The 17,938-nt window shown below is 57.0% G+C and carries 17 protein-coding genes; 14 read left to right on the plus strand and 3 right to left on the minus strand.

What is annotated here, in order from left to right:
- Positions 1 to 116: 116 nt before the first annotated feature.
- The 6 genes from KDC22_RS11270 (at position 117) to KDC22_RS11295 (ending at position 5,839) form a co-directional block, all read left to right on the plus strand.
- Positions 117 to 1,211 carry a quinone-dependent dihydroorotate dehydrogenase gene (locus KDC22_RS11270; protein ID WP_173137752.1) on the plus strand — a complete coding sequence of 365 codons (1,095 nt, stop codon included), beginning with the start codon at positions 117 to 119 and terminating at the stop codon, positions 1,209 to 1,211.
- A gap of 27 nt (positions 1,212 to 1,238) precedes the next feature.
- Positions 1,239 to 2,051, plus strand: coding sequence for a GTP diphosphokinase (gene yjbM, locus KDC22_RS11275; RefSeq protein WP_036725183.1), 813 nt, complete (start codon positions 1,239 to 1,241; stop codon positions 2,049 to 2,051).
- Positions 2,017 to 2,490 (plus strand): DUF309 domain-containing protein, encoded by a 474-nt coding sequence (locus KDC22_RS11280; protein ID WP_343221975.1) that lies wholly within the window; start codon positions 2,017 to 2,019, stop codon positions 2,488 to 2,490. Before yjbM ends, KDC22_RS11280 begins: the two co-directional genes overlap by 35 nt.
- Positions 2,491 to 2,613: 123 nt before the next feature.
- Positions 2,614 to 4,233, plus strand: coding sequence for an RsmB/NOP family class I SAM-dependent RNA methyltransferase (locus KDC22_RS11285; RefSeq protein ID WP_211723068.1), 1,620 nt, complete (start codon positions 2,614 to 2,616; stop codon positions 4,231 to 4,233).
- 3 nt (positions 4,234 to 4,236) lie between these two features.
- Positions 4,237 to 5,001 (plus strand): pseudouridine synthase, encoded by a 765-nt coding sequence (locus tag KDC22_RS11290; protein ID WP_211723069.1) that lies wholly within the window; start codon positions 4,237 to 4,239, stop codon positions 4,999 to 5,001.
- A gap of 34 nt (positions 5,002 to 5,035) precedes the next feature.
- Positions 5,036 to 5,839 (plus strand): Cof-type HAD-IIB family hydrolase, encoded by an 804-nt coding sequence (locus tag KDC22_RS11295; RefSeq protein ID WP_211723070.1) that lies wholly within the window; start codon positions 5,036 to 5,038, stop codon positions 5,837 to 5,839.
- An 87-nt stretch (positions 5,840 to 5,926) separates the two neighbouring features.
- On the opposite strand, the gene KDC22_RS33390 is transcribed toward KDC22_RS11295, so the two are convergent.
- Both KDC22_RS33390 and KDC22_RS11300 read right to left on the minus strand, forming a co-directional pair.
- Complete coding sequence (locus tag KDC22_RS33390; RefSeq protein WP_173137744.1) at positions 5,927 to 6,016, minus strand: sporulation protein YjcZ; 90 nt, start codon at positions 6,014 to 6,016, stop codon at positions 5,927 to 5,929.
- Positions 6,017 to 6,130: 114 nt separating this feature from the next.
- Complete coding sequence (locus KDC22_RS11300; RefSeq protein ID WP_211723071.1) at positions 6,131 to 7,537, minus strand: RsmB/NOP family class I SAM-dependent RNA methyltransferase; 1,407 nt, start codon at positions 7,535 to 7,537, stop codon at positions 6,131 to 6,133.
- Between the two features lie 196 nt (positions 7,538 to 7,733).
- Between KDC22_RS11300 and KDC22_RS11305 the strand changes: the two genes are divergently transcribed.
- Genes KDC22_RS11305 through KDC22_RS11315 form a run of 3 tightly spaced genes read left to right on the plus strand, consistent with a single transcriptional unit; the run spans position 7,734 to position 13,628 of the window.
- Complete coding sequence (locus KDC22_RS11305) at positions 7,734 to 8,870, plus strand: glycosyltransferase family 4 protein (RefSeq protein WP_173137740.1); 1,137 nt, start codon at positions 7,734 to 7,736, stop codon at positions 8,868 to 8,870.
- 4 nt (positions 8,871 to 8,874) lie between these two features.
- Positions 8,875 to 10,470 carry a metallophosphoesterase family protein gene (locus KDC22_RS11310; RefSeq protein ID WP_246553468.1) on the plus strand — a complete coding sequence of 532 codons (1,596 nt, stop codon included), beginning with the start codon at positions 8,875 to 8,877 and terminating at the stop codon, positions 10,468 to 10,470.
- On the plus strand, positions 10,467 to 13,628 hold the full coding sequence (locus KDC22_RS11315; RefSeq protein ID WP_211723072.1) for an AAA family ATPase: 3,162 nt from the start codon (positions 10,467 to 10,469) through the stop codon (positions 13,626 to 13,628). The genes KDC22_RS11310 and KDC22_RS11315 overlap by 4 nt, the downstream gene beginning before the upstream one ends.
- On the opposite strand, the gene KDC22_RS11320 is transcribed toward KDC22_RS11315, so the two are convergent.
- On the minus strand, positions 13,615 to 14,748 hold the full coding sequence (locus tag KDC22_RS11320; RefSeq protein WP_211723073.1) for a YkvI family membrane protein: 1,134 nt from the start codon (positions 14,746 to 14,748) through the stop codon (positions 13,615 to 13,617). The genes KDC22_RS11315 and KDC22_RS11320 overlap by 14 nt on opposite strands.
- A gap of 283 nt (positions 14,749 to 15,031) precedes the next feature.
- Between KDC22_RS11320 and KDC22_RS11325 the strand changes: the two genes are divergently transcribed.
- The 5 genes from KDC22_RS11325 (at position 15,032) to KDC22_RS11345 (ending at position 17,861) form a co-directional block, all read left to right on the plus strand.
- On the plus strand, positions 15,032 to 15,607 hold the full coding sequence (locus tag KDC22_RS11325; RefSeq protein ID WP_211723074.1) for a xanthine phosphoribosyltransferase: 576 nt from the start codon (positions 15,032 to 15,034) through the stop codon (positions 15,605 to 15,607).
- A gap of 102 nt (positions 15,608 to 15,709) precedes the next feature.
- Positions 15,710 to 16,027 carry a hypothetical protein gene (locus KDC22_RS11330; protein WP_173137732.1) on the plus strand — a complete coding sequence of 106 codons (318 nt, stop codon included), beginning with the start codon at positions 15,710 to 15,712 and terminating at the stop codon, positions 16,025 to 16,027.
- A 128-nt stretch (positions 16,028 to 16,155) separates the two neighbouring features.
- Entirely contained in the window at positions 16,156 to 16,377 is a 222-nt protein-coding gene (locus KDC22_RS11335) for a hypothetical protein (RefSeq protein ID WP_211723075.1), read from the plus strand.
- Positions 16,378 to 16,395: 18 nt separating this feature from the next.
- Entirely contained in the window at positions 16,396 to 17,187 is a 792-nt protein-coding gene (locus KDC22_RS11340; RefSeq protein ID WP_211723076.1) for an SDR family oxidoreductase, read from the plus strand.
- Positions 17,184 to 17,861, plus strand: a complete 678-nt coding sequence (locus tag KDC22_RS11345; RefSeq protein ID WP_211723077.1) for an AlkZ-related protein — start codon at positions 17,184 to 17,186, stop codon at positions 17,859 to 17,861. Before KDC22_RS11340 ends, KDC22_RS11345 begins: the two co-directional genes overlap by 4 nt.
- The last annotated feature ends 77 nt before the right edge of the window (positions 17,862 to 17,938 follow it).

Consider the following 17,938-nt stretch of genomic DNA (forward strand, 5'->3'; position numbering starts at 1 on the left):
TGAACTGTGATCGGCAAAAAACTTTTCTTTTCACCCGGAAACGGATAAAATTAAGAAGAAACTTATAGATACGGGAGTCGTTATGCGAATGGGGTTCCCTTGAAGGAGCGAGAACGGTGCTGTATCGACATTTTGGCAAACCAATTTTCTTTAAAATGGACCCGGAGACGGCGCACCATCTCGTCGTAGGCGGACTAAACAAAGCGGATTTAGTTCCCGGCGGAAGTGCGGCTATGCGCCTGATGTACGGTGTCCCTGAGACGGCTGACCTTGCAGTGGACCTGTTCGGGGTACATTTTCCTACACCCGTAGGCTTAGCTGCAGGCCTGGATAAGAATGCTGAAGCGGTAGGAGGCTTCTCTTCGATCGGCTTCGGATTTATGGAAGTGGGTACGGTGACACCTGTGGGCCAGCCCGGTAATGACAGCCCCCGGCTGTTCCGCCTGCTGCCGGACAAGGCACTCATTAACCGGATGGGCTTCAATAATGAAGGCGCCGAAGCGATGGCATTACGCCTGAAGGGGCTTAAGAAACGGAGAATTCCGGTTGCGGTCAATATTGGACGCAACAAGGCTACCCCGAATGAATTGGCGCATGAGGATTACCGTAAGTGTATCCGTACGCTGTATCCTTACGGTGATTTTTTTGTGGTCAATATCAGCTCGCCGAATACCCCGGATCTCCGGAGTCTCCAGCACGGCAGCGAGCTCTCGAATCTGCTCAGCCAGGTGAAGGAAGAGATGAAGCTGCAAGGTGAGAAGTATGGCCTCACCAAAGGGCTGCTGGTGAAGATCGCGCCCGATGTCAGCGACGCCGAGCTGGAATATATGGTACATACCATCACGGAAGCCGGAATGGACGGTGTGATTGCCACCAATACGACACTCGCCCGTGAAGGGCTGAAGAGCGATAAAGCCGGGGAGACGGGAGGCCTCAGCGGTCAGCCGCTGCGCGAGCGTTCCACGGAGATTATCCGCAGAATATACAGCCAGACCGGCGGCAAGCTGCCGATTATCGGATCGGGCGGTATTTTTACAGCCCAGGATGCTTACGACAAGATCCGGGCGGGCGCCAGCCTGGTCGAAATTTATACAGCACTCATCTATGAAGGCCCGGAGGTTAACCGCAAAGTGCATGCCGGATTACGGCAGCTGCTGCGGAAGGACGGATTCCGGGGACTCCTGGAAGCGGTGGGCGCTGATCATCACTGAAGGATGAATGGACAGGAGGACAAGGCGATGGACGTCAGGGACTGGGGAACTTTTCTGCTTCCTTATGAACAAACGGTGGAGGAATTGAAGGTTAAATTCAAGACGATGCGCTCCGAGCTTAAGAAAAGGGAAGAATATACTCCGATTGAGTTCGTGACCGGCCGTGTCAAGCGGCTGTCAAGCATTCTTGAAAAGGCCAAGCGGTTAAACGTGAAGATGGAGGATCTGGAAACGGGCATTGAGGATATCGCCGGGATTCGCATTATGTGCCAGTTCGTCGAGGATATCCGCAGAGTGGCGGAATACATCCGCGCCCGCAAGGACCTTGAAGTGTTATATGAGAAAGACTACATTACCAATTATAAGGAAAGCGGCTACCGCAGCTTCCATATGATTATCAGATATCCGGTACAAACTGCGCTCGGTCAAAAAATTGTACTGGCTGAAATTCAAATCCGTACACTGGCGATGAACTTCTGGGCAACCATTGAGCATTCGCTGAATTATAAATACCGCGAGAGCCTGCCCGATGAAATGCGGGTCCGCCTGAAGACGGCAGCGGAAGCAGCCTCCATACTGGACAGCGAGATGTCGAGCATCCGGGAAGAGATTCTGGAAGCCCAGAAGACCTTCGAGGAGAACTCGAACATGACGACCCAGCTGCTGAAGGCCATCCACCAGCTATATTTCTATCACCTTGTGAATGAGGCGATTGAGAGCCAGGAACGGTTCAATGCCATCTGGCAGGCACAGGATATGGATGCAATGAAGGAACTGCTGGATCATGTGCGGGAGCTGCTCTCGAATGCCAAGAAAGGCAGCGAGCCGGATGGCTTATGAGCCGCTGTATCTGGCCTACCTCATCTACTTCAACCGGGACAGGGATTATTTCGAATGTCATGAGGTGCTTGAGGAATTATGGCTGGAGAAGCAGCGTGATCCGCTCTACAAAGCTCTGCTGCAGGTCGCAGTCGGGCTGTATCATTTCCGGAATAACAATGTGCGCGGCGGCCTGATTCTGCTGAAGCAGTCCCATGAAGTACTGGGCAGATATCCGGCGGTGACGCTGGGCATTGATCTGGCGAAGCTGGTTCAGGAAGTGGGCGAGTATGCTGCCCGTCTTGAAGCCTTCGAGGAGCAGCCCTTTGCTTATTACGATCTGACCATCCGCATGGTGGACCCCGTGCTGGAAGAAGAGGTGAGGGTGGCTGCGCAGTCCATTCAGCCGGTTCTTCCCCAGCGGCGCGGTCCGCAGCGGCCGGACAGAATGAAGCACTAGAAGAGAATGGCATAGGCCAGAGGAACAACAGGAGCACCCGCAGGGTGTTCTCTTAAAACGGATGCCGTCCTTACAAGGACGGCATAGTCGTTTCTACTTGATATTTGAGCAGGGGGACCCATCATGACAGCACAACTGCCCGGAACTTTCATGGAACGTATGAAAGAGCTGCTGGGAACGGAATATGAAGAATTTATTAATACATATAAGCAGCCGCCTTACGGAGGAATCCGCGCCAATACGCTGAAGATTACAGTGGACGAGCTGCGGGAGCGTTCACCTTTTGCGCTGGAGCCGATTCCCTGGTGTCCATCAGGCTTCTACACCGGGGAGGGGGCCAGACCCGGCAAACATCCGTATTATCATGCCGGTCTGTACTATATCCAGGAGCCGAGTGCCATGGCCCCGGTGGAACTGCTGGGTGTTCAGCCGGGAGACCGGGTGCTGGATCTCTGCGCAGCACCGGGCGGCAAGTCTACACAGATTGCGGCCAAGCTGCAGGGTGAAGGCATGCTGGTCACGAATGATCTGCATCCTGAACGGACGAAGGCGCTCGCCAAGAATCTGGAGCTGTATGGAGTGCGTAACGGCATTGTACTGAATGAGAGCCCGGAGCGGATCGCGGCAGCCTTCCCCGGCTTCTTCGACCGGATTCTGATCGACGCGCCCTGTTCGGGGGAAGGCATGTTCCGCAAGGACGAGGATATGGTCCGGCAGTGGGAGCCGGGAACTCCGGCCAAGTATGCGAATATGCAGCAGGAGATTCTGAAGGCGGCAGCGGCAGCGCTGAAGCCGGGAGGAACGGTTGTATACTCCACTTGCACCTTCGCGCTGGAAGAGGATGAGGAGATGATTGACGAATTCCTGTCAGGCCATCCACAGTTCTCGCTGGTTCCCGTTGGCGGGACCGGTCCGTTCGCCGCCGGACTTGGCCCGCTGCCGGGTGCAGCTCGGCTGTGGCCGCATAAGGTTAAGGGGGAAGGGCATTTCATGGCGGTACTGCGCCATGGCGGAAGTGAAGGCCTGGATAGAGAAGGGCCGGCAGCTATAGAAGAAGCTGTAGGGGCCGGAGCTGTAGAAGCGGAAGCTGTGAAAGCAGAGGCCGGATTGCCAAAAGCTTTAAAGGGACAAGCAGATCTGAGAGAAGCAACCCTATCCGTATCTTCGCGGAAGGTTGCCAAATCTGCTTTTCCTTTTAAAGCTGCTGCTGGCAGGACGGATCACGGACGCGGCAAGGGCGGACACGGCTCCGGCAAGACCGGAGCTGCCGGCGGACGGCAGGCACCCGGAAACGGGGAAGAGGCATCGTTTAAGATCTATGCTGATTTTATCCAAGAGCTGCTGGGGAATGTGCCTGCTGGACATCCGATATGGTTCGGGGATCATCTGTATATCTCCCCGCTGCCGCGTGAAGCGCTGAACGGGCTGAAGACGATCCGACCCGGCTGGTATGCCGGACAGATTAACAAGAGCGGCAGATTCGTTCCCGGTCATCCTCTGGCTACAGCGTTGCGTCCAACTGAATGCAGCCGCTCTGTCTCTCTATCCAGCGCCAGTGGCGAAGCGGTCTCCTACCTGAAGGGCGAGACATTGTCAATTCCGCGGGAGCGTCTGTCCATTAAGGAAGGACATGTCTCCAAGGGTTATACTCTCGTCTGCATTGACGGCTTCAGCGCAGGCTGGGGCAAATGGCAGGATGGTATACTTAAGAACGAATATCCCCCAGGCTGGAGGTGGACCTAGATTATGGCTACAGCAGGAAATACGAATAAGAAGCAACGGATCGACAAGGTGCTGTCCCACATGGGAATTGGCTCACGCAGCGATATCCGCAAGCAGGCCAAGCAGGGTCTGATCACTGTGAATGGAGCTGTCGTCAAAGACAGCGGGTTCCATGTAGACCCCGGACAGGATCAGATAGAGGTTGGAGGTGAGCGGGTCCTCTACCGGGAATATATCTATCTGATGATGAACAAGCCACCGGGTGTGTTGTCTGCTACGGAGGATAAACGGGACCGTACCGTCCTGGATCTGCTGAAGCAGGAGTATGCCTTGTTCGAGCCGTTCCCGGTCGGGCGGCTGGATAAGGATACGGTGGGACTCCTGCTGCTCACGAATGACGGCAAGCTGGCTCATGAGCTGCTGTCCCCGCGCAAGCATGTGCCCAAGACTTACGAGGCAACCGTCGAGGGTGAGGTGGATGCAGCGGATGTGGCTGCTTTTGCCGCGGGTGTGGAGCTGGAGGATGGTTATGTGACGCTGCCCGCACAGCTTAGCATTCAGAGCAGAGAAAGAGGCAGCAAGGTGCTGTCGTATATCTCGCTCACGATCACGGAAGGCAAATTCCATCAGGTGAAGCGGATGTTCGTGGCTGTCGGGAAGAAGGTGGTCTTCCTCAAGCGGGTGTCGATGGGCGAGCTGAAGCTGGATGAGACTCTGCCGCCCGGTGCCTGCCGGGAGCTGACTGCGGGGGAGCTGGAGCTGCTGCAAGGACACACCAGACTCACCTGACAGTATACTATACAGAGAGATAGGATGATGGGGTATGAAATACAAGCTGATAGCACTGGATGTAGACGGGACATTACTGAATGACGATCATCAGTTAAGCGAAGAGAATAAAGCGGCGGTTGCCGAGGTTACGCGCCAGGGCGGGCAGATTGTATTGTGTACAGGGCGAAGCCCGCAGAATTCAATTCCTTTTATGGAAGAGATGGGCCTGTCGGGGTATGTGCTGGGTCATAACGGAGCGGTAACGGTGAGGGTGGAAGACCGAAAGGTGCTGCATCAGTACGGGCTGGATGCCAGAGGGCTGGACCCGTATATCGCCTATTGCCGCGAGCGTGATATCCATTTCGACGTTAATACCGCGTTCGATATGTATGTGGACAATGTGGAGAATCTGACGAAGGAAGCCAACTTCATGTATGAGCATTTCCGGATTATGCCTGCATCGCTTCCAGCCTGGGAGGACTTCCGCGAACCGATTGTGAAATTCACTGTGTTCACGCAGTCGGGCATTCTGGATGAAGCACAGCGGGAGTGGGCTACCTGGGGAGAAGCGTACAATATTCTGCGCAGCGGAGAGTTCTTCGTGGACTTCATGCACCCCGAAGCCTCCAAAGGCAACGCGCTGAAGAAGCTGGCGGCTGAGCTTGGCATCCCGCAAGAGCAGGTATTGTCCATTGGGAACTATTATAATGATATCTCTATGCTGACTTACGCTGGCTTGGGTGTGGCTATGGATAACTCTCCGCTTGAGGTCAAAGCGGCGGCGGATGTTATTACCGGCACCAACAATGAGAACGGTGTGCGTGATGCGCTGGTGAAATACTGTCTGTCTTCCTGACTGCTGTCCGCAGCAAGAAAAAGCAGCCCGCCCCCATATTGGGGAGCGGGCTGCTTGAGGTTCCTGTGCTGTGCTGCTTAAATGGAATTATACGAACAACGAACGGGAAATGATAACGAGCAATATGAAGAGCACCAAAATCGCACCGGTCGATGTGAAGCCTGCACCTACACCCATGTCTGATTCCTCCCTTGACTCATGTCTGTTCCCATTGCCGCAGTGTAGTCCGGCGGTCTTTCATGGGATAATGACATCATATGCGTATGGAGGCCGGGTGAACTGGTCAGCAGCCTAACTCTCGTCAATATGGGCTTTTAGAATCCGCAGACCTTTGGGCAGATGATTCTTGAGCTGGCCGGAGCTGGCTTTGCCCCAGCCAATGGGCAAGCCGTCTACACTTACCAGTGTCCAGCCATGCAGACTTGGCGGAACCGGCAGGCTCTCTCCACGCAGCCAGGCTTCAACTTCCGGTCCATCGGCAGGCATATCATAGCTGCGCGCAGCCTGATCCGGCCTAAGTGCCATGGCCAGGGCATGGGCAGGCTCGATCCGGTTCTTCTTCAGGTGGGCAATATGCAGACCGGCCCGCGGAACCTTGAGGCCGTCCAGCAGACCGGTGTGCAGCCGCCCATTGAACGTCTCGGGTAGCAGGTACAGGGATTCGCCGAAGAGAAGCGGTACTCCATGTCCGGTGAATCCGGGCAGCTCTGCCGCCGACCAGTCCATGAACTGCTGATAGGCAGCTCTGAGTGAGGCGCTTGCCTTCTGGCCGTTATTGCCGCGGTCCCCGCGTTTCCCCCGGTTCTTGCGCTGGGCAGAATCAGCCTGATCCCCGTTAGCTGCCTTACGCAGCTTGGCTACGAAATGCCCTTCGCCTTTGTCCAAATGCGGCCACAGCCGCTTCGTCACGATCAGCTCCATATCAGGATAGGCCTGTACGAAGCGCTCCATGGTTTCCTCGTTCTCTTGGCGGTTGAAGGTACAGGTCGAATAGACCATACTGCCCCCCGGCTTCAGCATCAGATAAGCATCCTGCAGAATATCCCACTGCCTGGCTACGCACATCTCTACATGCTTCGGCGACCATTCGTTCAGCGCCGCAGGGTCCTTGCGGAACATCCCTTCCCCGGAGCAAGGTGCATCAAGCATAATCCGGTCAAACACTTCCGGGAATCGCCTGGAAAGATCCCCCGGAGCTGCGGAGGTGACCAGAGCGTTGGATATTCCGAGCCGCTCCACATTTTCTGCCAGTATTTTGGCCCGTTCCGGGTGGATTTCATTCGAGACAAGAAGTCCTTGTCCTTGCATTAGCGCAGCAATGTGGGTGGTTTTGCCGCCGGGAGCGGCCGCCAGGTCGAGCACGGTCTCACCGGGAAGCGGCTGAAGCAGCTCAGCTGCGGACATTGCGGAGGGCTCCTGAATATAATATAGTCCGGCGGTGTGATAAGGATGTCTCCCCGGCCGGGCAGGGTCTTCATAATAGAATCCGGCCGGGCACCAGGGGACTTGTGACAGGTTAAATTGTGAGAGGGCATGTTCTGCTGCGGCGCGGCCTGGATCTGAACTGCTTTTTAGCGTATTGAACCTCAGACCCTGGGTCCGCCGTGCCAGATAGCTCTCCAGAAAAGCATCCGCCGTATCCCCCAGCATCTCTCGGATGTTAGCGGTGTAAGCGGCAGGCAATCGTTCTTCATTCATAAATCACTCTCCTTGGTCCAAGTTCAAGATAAGTAAAGCTGTCATCTTAGTTGCTGTTTCGGGTGGATACCGATAAAATTAAGGCAGGGAACCTTAGCGTACCTGTAACAGTACCCGTAATTGTACATATATACAACTATATCATAATTGCCGGGCTTCACCGTAAATAGGGCAATTGTAAAGGGAGATGTACCTAATGAACTTGCTGCAAGCGCTATTCTTCCCGCCGGAGCAACCCGGTGGTGTGTCTTCTATGATCCCTTATCTGCAGGAACGCTTCCGGTCCAGCCGCTGGGAGATGGATTTGTTCTGGCTGCCCAAGCGCATCCGGGGCAAGGGACGCGAAGACATCGTCTTTGAGACCTTTGACTGGACACTATACGGCGAAAGTCCGGTTGTGCAAAAATATATACAAACCTACCGTGATTACATTTGGTGGACCAAGCTGCGGATGAGCAAAAGTTATGATCTGATCCATGCCCATCATCCGATTGCCGGACTGGCGATGAAGCGGATATATCCTGATCTTCCTCTGATCCAGACCCTGCACTCCAGCTATGAACGCGAGCTGATTCTGAATGGAGTGATCCGGGAGGGGGGGCTGGAGCATCAGTTCCTGGTCTCCATTTACCGGGAGCTGGAGCATGTGAGCGACCGGCTGATGACGGTTTCGCGTGCTTTTGCCGACTATTTGATTCCTTATGTTGAGCAGCCTGCCGACATTGGTATCATTCCCAACGGATTCGACGAAAAGAGATTCAAGCCTGTGCCGCATGAGAATGATGTTCCGCAGCTGGTTACCGTTACCCGTCTGGTGCCGGCCAAAGGCATAGATATTCTGTTCAAGGCCTGCGCCGAGCTGAAGCAGCGGGGACATGAGTACGTGCTGCACATTATAGGCGACGGGCCGAGCCGGGCAGAGCTGGAGCAGCTGGCGCAGCAGCTTGGTATTTATAATGAGACGATTTTTTACGGGTATACGCTGCATCCTGAGGAGTTCATGCCGTTCTTCGATATCTTCGTTCTGCCATCGCGGGCGGAGGCGTTTGGGTCGGTATTTGCCGAGGCGGCGCTTAGCTGTCTGGCACTGGTCGGGACCAATGTCGGCGGAATCCCCGAGCAGATTGAAGACGGGGTCAACGGGCTGCTGGTGAACCCGGATGATGCGCTGGGACTGGCAGATGCGCTGGAAAAAGTAATCAGTGATCCCGGCTACCGTTATGAGCTGTCGCGCTCGGCTTGGGACAAAGCCAAAAGCCGCTACTCTCTGACCCGTGTAGCGAATGAGCTGAAGAAAACCTACCTGCAGTTCCAGCCGGGAGTGAAGGGGTGAGCCTATGATTCCATTTCGTTTCCTCCATGCGGCGGATCTGCATCTGGACAGCCGGTTCGCAGGGCTGTCCCATCTTCCGCAGGAGATACGCTCCTATCTCCGGGAGTCCACCTTCGCCGCCCTCGGGCGGCTTGTTGGCGTAGCCATAGCGCAAAAGGTAGATTTCGTGGTCATCAGCGGCGATGTCTATGATGTCACCGATGCTTCTCTCCAGGGCCAGCTCCGCTTCCGGGAGGCTCTGGATGAACTCGGGCGCCACGGGATTCAGGTGTTCCTGATCCACGGCAATCATGATCCGCTGGACGGGCCGCGTCTGGCATCAGCGCCGCCTGAACATGTTACGGTATTCGGCGGGAGTGAGCCGGGGCGCGTTGTCGCCCGCCGCAGACAAGACGGGAGAGAGGTTGCCGTGGTCAGCGGAATCTCTTATCCGACCGCCAAAGTGACAGAGAATACAGCGCTGCGCTTCAGCCGTGAGCCGGGAAGCAGCCTGTTCCATATTGCCCTGCTGCATGGCAATGTGGATGGGGATCTTCAGCATGAGACGTACGCTCCATGCACCCGCAAGGATCTGATTAGCAGGGGATATGACTATTGGGCGCTCGGACATATTCATAAGCGGAGTATTCTGCATGAGCATCCGCCAATCGTCTATCCGGGCAATATTCAAGGCAGAAGCATTAAGGAAACCGGGCCTAAGGGCTGTTATACCGTTGATGTAGATGCAGAAGGTGCGGCTGTATTAGAATTCCATGAGCTGGACAGTGTGCGCTGGCAGGTGCGGGAGTTATCCATTGAAGGCCTGGCGGATGAAGCCGAGTGGACCCGGGCCGTGGAGAATGCGGTTGAAGAGCTTAGGGAGGAAACCCCGCAGATGATGTCGGTGGTCCGCTTCCGGCTGACCGGACGGGGGGCTGTACATAAGATACTGGCGGAGAAAGGGGCAGCCGATGATCTGCTTACCGAGCTGCAGCGGCGGGAAGCCGTCCGTGCGGCACGCAGGGAATATGCGGGTCTGGTATGGACGGAAGGCTTCTCTATAGAATCAGGACTGGCTATTGACCGTGAACGCCTGCTTCTGGAGGACAGCTTCTTGGGTGAAATGCTGCGTCTTACCGGGCGGACTAGCGTGAATGCCGGGGAGCTGGACGAGCTGGTCGCTGCTGCGCTCAAGCCGCTGATGGAGAATCAGGAGCTGCGCAGGCTGCTGATGTCGGTTGGGAGCGAGGAGAAGCTGGACTGGCTGAGAGGGGCGGCGGAGCTTGGAATAACACTGCTGAGCGGATTGGCGGAGCCTGCCGGGGCGCAGAGTCCTGCGGAGGGAGGTATGGAGCTGTCTGCCGGAAGCAGCGAACTGTCCATGGAAGAGGCTGGACTGGAGACGGGAAGTGCTAGGGTGGCAGGTAATTTTGTGGCAGGAGATGGACCTGCGATGAGCGGGAAGCTGGATCATGACGGTTCAGCGAAGCATGGGGAATGGGACGATGCCAGATCGGCGGGGAATAAGGCAATGGATAATGACGGATCGTTGAGGAGCGGGGCCGGTGCTGAGGAACCGGGAGACTGTGCTGGCCGGCAAGAGCGGAGGGATGCGGAGTGAAGATTGATTCCTTACGGATAAGCGGCTACGGCCGTCTGGCCCAGCGGGAGATCGGATTGAACGAAGGGGTTACGGTTCTGTTCGGGCGTAATGAAGCTGGTAAAAGCACCACCCTGCAGTTCATCCGTGCCATGCTGTATGGCATCCCCGGCAGGGCGAACCCTGCCGAGCGGTACGAGCCGCTCCAGGGGGGAACGCATGGCGGGGTACTGGAAGCGCGGGACGATTCCGGGTCAGCGTGGACGATCCGCCGGTATGCTTCCGGCGGCGAGGGACCGGGGAGAGCGGAGAAGCTGAATGTTGTGGTCACCCATTCCGATGGAAGCACGGAGGAGCTGAATCAGGCGGAGCTGGAACGCCGTCTGCTTGGAGGCATCTCACGGAGCATGTTCCGCCAGCTGTTCGCTGTCTCGCTCGACGAGCTGCAGGAGCTGGGTGCGCTGCAATCCGGTGAGATGAGCAGCTACCTGTTCCATGCCGGTATGGGCGGCGGCGGTGAGATTATGCGGGCGGAGAAGCGCCTAATCCAGGAGTCCGAGAAGCTCTATAAGCCGCGCGGCCGGGTCCAGGAGGCTGCAAAGATCCTGCAGTCCATTGAGAAGCTGGAAGGGGAGGTTGCGGAGAGCCGCTCCTATCTGCCCAGGTATAACGAGAATACTCTGGCTCTGGAAGCAGCGGAGCAGAAGCTGGCGCAGATGAAGGAGCGCCGGGAACGGGCCGGAGCGAAGCTGGTGAAGCTGCGCAAGGCGCAGGACATCCGGGAGCTGTGGCTGAAATGGTGTGAAGGCCGGCTGGAGCTGGCGGAGCTTCCTGTGATCCATACGTTCCCTGAGGCCGGTGCGGAGCGGTGGAGGTCGCTTGAGGCCGACCTGCGGAGTCTGCAGGGTGCGGCGTTCCGGCTGGAACGGTTGCAGGCGGAGCTTACGGAGGAGCTTGCGGCGAACCCGCCCGATCCTCTGCTTGCGCAGCAGGGTCCGGCCCTCGAAGCGCTGGACCGCAAGCGGAGCAGCTATGAGGACAAGCGCTCCGAGCAGCTGCGGGTGCAGGCGGAGCTGACTTCTCTGCGCGAGCAGCTGGAGCGCCTGCTGCGCAGCATTGGCGCAGGCTGGGACACCGCTGCGCTTGCGGGCTTCACTGCCGCCGCGGCGGACCGGGAGGCCGCGCGGCGTTATGCCGCGTCCTTTGCCGGGTATGACCGGCAAATGGAGACCCGGGGCGCGGAGCTGCTGAGCCTCCGCGCCCGCATTGCTGCCGCAGACGCTGCGCTTGCGGCGGCTGAGCGCCAGCTTGCGCAGGGTCACGCAAGCGGCGCCGCGGACTTCGCGGGCCTCGCTGCGCGCAGCCCGCGTGAACTGCTGCAGCTGTGGGACGAGCTGCAGCAGGCAGCCGAGCGCTGGCGCGAAGCCCAGCTCGGCCCTGTTGAAGCCGCCGGGCGCAGCCGCTCCGGCGGGAACGGGCGCCGGGCGGCACGCTACCGGCGCTTCCTGCAGGCGGGCGCAGCGCTTACGCTGCTGCTGCCGCCTGCGCTGTGGCTGACCGGCGCACCGCCGGTCAGCGCGTGGTCCGCGCTAGGCCTGCTGGCCGCCGCGGACCTGTGGCTCTGGGCCGCCATGCGCGCAGCGGCGGCTGATTCTTCCCCGCCGGAGCCCGGCGGTGGGGAGGCCGGCAAGGCCGCAGCGGAGATGCTGCGGCTGCGCGGGCAATTGCTCTCCGGTGCGGAGCAGGAGAGCAGCACTAAGGACGCCAGCGGGCTGGAGGCCGGGATGAAGGAGCTGCGCCGGCGGATGGAGGCCTGGAGTGCCTGGCGCCAGCATATAGACCGGCTTACGGCTGAGGCGGAGACCTGCCGGACGGAGCTTGCCGTGCTGACCGGCCAGGAACGGGTGCTGACCGGGGAGCTCGATCAGGCGGAAGCCAGCTTCACGAAGCTGGCCGCAAGCTACGAAGATTGGCTGCGTCAGCGGAGACTCCCGGAGGGGCTGTCACCGGACAGCCTGCCGGATCTCTTCGCCCTGGCAGAGCAGGGCAATGAGCTGTTGCGCCAGGAGGGCAAAGGGACGCTGCGGCTTAGTACACTGGAGGCGGAATGTACAGTCTACGAGCAGGAGGGAATGAAGCTGCTCGCAGCTGCCCATTCTGATCCACAGCCTACACTTTCCGCCGCCCATCCCGCCTCCCTCCTAACCTGGCTGGACCAGAGGAAGCAGGAGTGGGAGCAGCTGAAGGCCGAGCTGCTGCGCAGAGAGAGTATGGAGGTGCGGCTGGCAGAAGTCCGGGAGGAGCTGGCGGCGAACCACGCAGAACAAGCGGAATTGAACGGGCGTTGCTCCAGGCTGCTGCAGGAAGGCGGCGCTGAGGATGGCGAACACTTCCAGCGCCGTTCCTCCGCCTGGCTGAGACGTACAGAGGTGACACGGTCCGTGCGCCAATGGGAGCTGGCGATGTTTGGCGGATGGGATGAAGGGGGCAAGGCGGAGCTGCTGAGTCTGCTGGAGCAGCGGGATGCCGTGCAGCTGGAACAGGAGAGCAGCGCTGCGGAAGAGGCGGCGGCCGAACTTGAAGAAGATCGTAGCAGCCTGCTGGAGCAGCGCGGCAAGCTGCTGCGCGAACGGGAAGAGCTGACGGGACGCTGCAAGGAAGACACGGCGCTCCAGCAGCTGGAGGAGCAGCGGGCGGCGCTGCGCCAGCTGGCCGGGCAATATGCGGTAACGGCGCTGGCAGCCGAGCTGATGGGACGGACGCGCCGGATCTACGAGCAGGAGAAGCAGCCGCAGGTGCTTCAGCTTGCCTCTGTATATTTCTCGAAGCTGACGCACGGGGAATACCGCCGGATTGTAATGACCCTGGGCCACAAGGAGCTGAAGGCCGAACACAAGGAAGCCGGTCTGCTGGATAGCGGACTGCTAAGCCGGGGAACGGCGGAGCAGCTGTATCTGGCAATCCGGCTGGCACTGGCAGAAACGATGAGCAGCAAGGTACATTTGCCCCTGTTCTTCGATGATCTGTTCGTGAATTTCGACGAACACCGGCTTCGCGCCGCCCTGGCCTTGTTAGGGGAGCTGTCGGTATCCCGGCAGATTGTAATGATGACCTGCCACCGGCATGTAGCGGAGGCAGCCGCGAATATCATACCTTCGGCTGCCATTATTTCCGTGTAGGCCGGATGGCGGGTTTGACGGCAACGATTGTGATCCCCTTCTTCCCCGTGCCTGATCCGCCTGCCGGCGGCTTCCCCTGTCCCGGCGGCGGAGATAGGGGGCTGCGCAGCAGCATGACTACCCATATCAGGCAGAGTCCGCCGAAGATCGGGTAGAATATACCAAGTAATGAGCTGAACCCGAATTGGCTGAACACATAGCAGATCAGCATCAGCAGCGGGGCAACGAGAGCAGGGGCGACCGGAAGGCGCTGCTGGAGCTGGACGCTCACCCCGTAGATGCCTGCAACGAAGGTGCTGAAGATCTCCATGAAGATCAGCAGCAGGAAAATCATCTGCACCACAGGACCCAGCCGGATCGCGATGCTGCCCATCGGGATCTCGAACTGCAGGATGCCCGGCATTTGTGAGCTCATGGCGAAGTGTGCCGCCAGCAGCATGAAGCCGATCCCGGCTCCGCCCAGAATACCGCCGCGGATAAGCGCACGCTCATCATCCGTATGCCGGGCCAATGGAACAAGCACGGCTTGGGCCATTCCAAGGTTGAAGGAAGTGTAGAGGAGCGGCGCTATCCAGGCGTTGATGGCCCCGTGATCCGTCGGCAGGAAGAGGAATCTTTCGGCTCCGGGTACACCCAGCGTATTGAAGACAAGGATTAATGACAGCGTAAGCATCAGAGGTACGACCAGACTGTTAATCTGCAAGATGCCAGAGATGCCGCGCTTTAACAGGAAATAAGAGCCCAGTATCGTCAAAAGCAGCCCTGCCTGATAGGGAAGGGCGAGATGCTCCTTGAAGATCGCCCCGGCGCCTGCGAGCATAATACTGTTGACCCCGATCAGGATAATCATGGTGAACAGGCTGATGCTGCCCCCGGCCCTTGCACCGAACAGGTGGCGGTTGAAATCCTCATAGGAGTCCGCAGCGATCCTGCGTGCGATTATCATCATTTTGGTTCCGAGCCAGATAAACAGTGCGGTGGAGAGCAGAATCGTCAGCAGGGCCCAATGCCCGTATCTGGTGAAAAAACGGAGGATTTCCTGGCCGGTGGCGAATCCGGCGCCTACAACAGTGCCAATATAGGTGAAAGCGATCTGCAATGTGCGGATATGTGACTTCATGCTTACCCTCCTCTGAATGCTGCGAAGATTAAAATGGCGGGGTCCGCTAGGATATAGCCTTGTGCAGTCCGCATAGTACAGGTTATGATGAGGGACAGAGGGACATGACTTCCGCCTATAGGAACAAATGCTTTTTTCAGTGGAACGTCTGCAACAAGTGGAAACGGCTTTGCCGGTCCTTTTAAAGGACGGCATTCGTTTCAGCGAGAAATCGAAGGATAAGTTATCGTGTGAAACAAATAAATTCTTATATTTTTATTAAGGGTAATGGAGGTTCGAAATCATGGAATTATTGAAACAGCGGATTTTGGAGGAAGGGGTTGTCGTCTCGGATCAGGTGCTGAAGCTGGACGGTCTGCTCAACCACCAGGTCGATCCGATGCTGACGATGGAAATGGGACGGGAATTTGCCCGCAGATTCGCTGAGGCTGGAGTGTCGCGCGTCGTGACCGTGGAATCCTCGGGTATTGCCGTGGCATTTGCCACCGCTTATGAGATGAAGGTGCCGCTGGTATTTGCCCGCCGCAAAAAAACGCTGCTGGCTGATCCCGACGCTCTATGCGAACGGGTGCCCTCTTTTACCAAAGGGATTGTGACGGACATCATGCTGTCCCGCCAATACATCTCGGAGAATGACAAAATCCTGTTCATTGATGATATTATCGCCAACGGCGATGCGGCCCGCGGCCTGATCAAGATCATTCAGCGTTCGGGCGCTGAGCTTGTAGGTCTGGGTGTAGTGGTCGAAAAAAGCTTCCAGGCCGGTGCGCGTACGATCCGGGAACAGGGAATCCGGCTGGAATCGCTTGTTGATATTACCTCCCTTAGTGAGGGAAAGATTACTTTCGGGTTAAATTGAAGTGTCAATAACAGGAACTTAGCCTATTTTTGAAACATCTTCTTTTCACCCTATAAGTTTTCCTTTATAATAAAAATTAGACATGAGAGGGGAGGCGTCACAATGGGGAAAGAACCGGTGACTGAGCAATTTTTTATTGATAAACTAACCGAGGCTAAGGATCACTTCGAACGTGCGCTGGATTGCAAACACACGGAGTTCGACGATTTGTATCCCTATATGATTGAACATCCTCAATTTTTCTGGTACAAACGTTATGTAGCTTGGTCGGAGCTGTTGACAATCACAAGTTTGTGTGAAGAGCTGTCGTATGGCTGGAGACAGTTATTCACGGACCATCAGGTAGAGTATCTTGAAGAACGTGTGATGTCCGCTAAAGTTCTTGACTTCTGGTTTGAGAAGAATGAAGCGCTGATATAGGAACTTCATAAGACATACAGATTGCCTAGTTCGTAACTAGACCCGGATGATTCTCATTTGGGTCTTTTTCATGACCTTAACCGGGTAAATATTGGACAAGCTAAAGACAGAGAGGGGAATAGAGAATTATGATCAGTGATGAACAACTGGACGCCTACCGGATCTCCGGTGAAAAGATACGTGTCGTGCGGGATGGACTGGTAAGCAATGATGTGAAGGGGATCGTACTGGCCTGGGATGAGTCCCAGGTGATGATCCGGCGCCCCAATAAGCGTGTGGTGAAGCTGGACCGGAATTATCTGTATCAGCCGTTCAGCGAACCCAGACCAGAGACGGATACTGCGGAGTAAGCGGATTAGGAGGGGACAATGAGCCATCATCATAAAATATCGGTCGTCACCGGAGGCGCGGGCGGAATCGGGCGCTGTCTCACCGAGGCATTACTGAAGGCCGGGGCAGTGGTTGCCTGCATCGATACGGATTCAGCAGCCGGACGCTGGCTGGAGGAGCAGTATGGCACAGAGCAGCTGTTCTTCTATACAGGCGATATTGCGCAGCAGTCCGTGCTGGATGACTTCACCGCACATGTAATCAGCCGCTACGGACAGGTGGATTACCTGATTAACAATGCCTGTATCAGCCGTAAAGGGCTGCAGTCCGAGTGCAGCTATGAGGATTTCGAATATGTGCAGCGAATCGGGGTGATTGCGCCATATTATTTGACACTGCGGCTTAAGGAATATTTCGCTCCGGGAGCGTCCATCGTTAATATCTCCTCCAGCCGGGAGCGGATGTCGCAGCCGGATACCGAGAGCTATACTGCGGCCAAAGGCGGAATCGGTGCATTGACCCACGCCCTTAGTGTAAGTCTGGCCGGTAAAGTGCGGGTGAATGCGATCAGCCCGGGCTGGATTGATACCACCGCTTATCACGGTACAGGGGAATCGGCGGAACCGGTTCATACAGAGCCGGACCGGCTGCAGCATCCTGCGGGACGGGTCGGAACTCCAGCGGATATCGCAGTCATGGTGCTGTTCCTGTGCAGCGAAGCTGCGGGATTCATTACGGGCGAGAATATTACAATCGATGGCGGGATGAGCAAGCAGATGATCTACCACGGAGACGAGGGCTGGACCTACCACCCTGGAGGGCAATCATGAAGCTGCCGGTTATAAAGAATGCCGGGGAACTGGCCGAACTGGTGCGGGAGATCGGGTATCTGCCCTTGTTCCGTTGTGAAATCGCAGGCTTCTCTCTGGAGGAATGTACGCCTGCGAGCTACTGGTTCGTGAAGGATGTAGTGGGGCCGTGGGAATGGCGCGAGGAGATTGCGGCCGGGGGCGAGATCGCTTATGCGAAGCTTTTTAACAAGAAGGCCGGGTTCATCAGCAGAGAATGGTATCCGGACTTCGCCAATTACCGCCGGGACGGCTATGATTTCGATGCCAGATATGATGACGGGCTGGCCTCCATGGCCAGCAAACGAATCATGGATGTGCTGCTGGAGCATGAGGCAGGGCTGCTTTCCAGTGATCTCAAAGGCCTGTCCGGCTTCGCGGCCAAAGGTGCCAAGGGCTTCGACACAGCCATGACGCTGCTCCAGATGCAGACCTACATTACAGCCAGCAAATTTGAGTATAAGCAGGACAAGCATGGCCGTCCCTACGGCTGGGGAATCGGGCGTTATGCCGTGAGCGAGCATGTATTTGGAGCAGACTATGTGACTTCACGTTACAGTGATCAGCCTGAGGCATCCAGAGCGCGGATCATGGAGCATACGGCCAAGCTGTTCCCGGAGGCAGGATCGAAGCAGCTGGAGAAGGTTCTAAAGTAAGGACGGGCGTCGAACTGGTGAACGGCAGGAAGGGACCGGGTTGCCATTTGGGCCAAATGCATGCCGCCTGTACTCCA

Origin of the sequence: Paenibacillus tritici, from assembly GCF_018207515.1 — a bacterium.
Taxonomy (GTDB): Bacteria; Bacillota; Bacilli; order Paenibacillales; family Paenibacillaceae; genus Paenibacillus_AQ; species Paenibacillus_AQ tritici.

Excerpts from the sequence above, each read along its gene's own strand:
- yjbM (WP_036725183.1), top strand. The coding sequence starts at position 1,239 with ATGGACGTCAGGGACTGGGGAACTTTTCTGCTTCCTTATGAACAAACG.
- KDC22_RS11345 (WP_211723077.1), top strand. The coding sequence starts at position 17,184 with ATGAAGCTGCCGGTTATAAAGAATGCCGGGGAACTGGCCGAACTGGTG.
- KDC22_RS11330 (WP_173137732.1), top strand. The coding sequence starts at position 15,710 with ATGGGGAAAGAACCGGTGACTGAGCAATTTTTTATTGATAAACTAACC.
- KDC22_RS11320 (WP_211723073.1), bottom strand. The coding sequence starts at position 14,748 with ATGAAGTCACATATCCGCACATTGCAGATCGCTTTCACCTATATTGGC.
- KDC22_RS11295 (WP_211723070.1), top strand. The coding sequence starts at position 5,036 with ATGAAATACAAGCTGATAGCACTGGATGTAGACGGGACATTACTGAAT.
- KDC22_RS33390 (WP_173137744.1), bottom strand. The coding sequence starts at position 6,016 with ATGGGTGTAGGTGCAGGCTTCACATCGACCGGTGCGATTTTGGTGCTC.
- KDC22_RS11280 (WP_343221975.1), top strand. The coding sequence starts at position 2,017 with ATGCCAAGAAAGGCAGCGAGCCGGATGGCTTATGAGCCGCTGTATCTG.
- KDC22_RS11305 (WP_173137740.1), top strand. The coding sequence starts at position 7,734 with ATGAACTTGCTGCAAGCGCTATTCTTCCCGCCGGAGCAACCCGGTGGT.
- KDC22_RS11285 (WP_211723068.1), top strand. The coding sequence starts at position 2,614 with ATGACAGCACAACTGCCCGGAACTTTCATGGAACGTATGAAAGAGCTG.
- KDC22_RS11340 (WP_211723076.1), top strand. The coding sequence starts at position 16,396 with ATGAGCCATCATCATAAAATATCGGTCGTCACCGGAGGCGCGGGCGGA.
- KDC22_RS11325 (WP_211723074.1), top strand. The coding sequence starts at position 15,032 with ATGGAATTATTGAAACAGCGGATTTTGGAGGAAGGGGTTGTCGTCTCG.
- KDC22_RS11310 (WP_246553468.1), top strand. The coding sequence starts at position 8,875 with ATGATTCCATTTCGTTTCCTCCATGCGGCGGATCTGCATCTGGACAGC.
- KDC22_RS11300 (WP_211723071.1), bottom strand. The coding sequence starts at position 7,537 with ATGAATGAAGAACGATTGCCTGCCGCTTACACCGCTAACATCCGAGAG.
- KDC22_RS11335 (WP_211723075.1), top strand. The coding sequence starts at position 16,156 with ATGATCAGTGATGAACAACTGGACGCCTACCGGATCTCCGGTGAAAAG.
- KDC22_RS11290 (WP_211723069.1), top strand. The coding sequence starts at position 4,237 with ATGGCTACAGCAGGAAATACGAATAAGAAGCAACGGATCGACAAGGTG.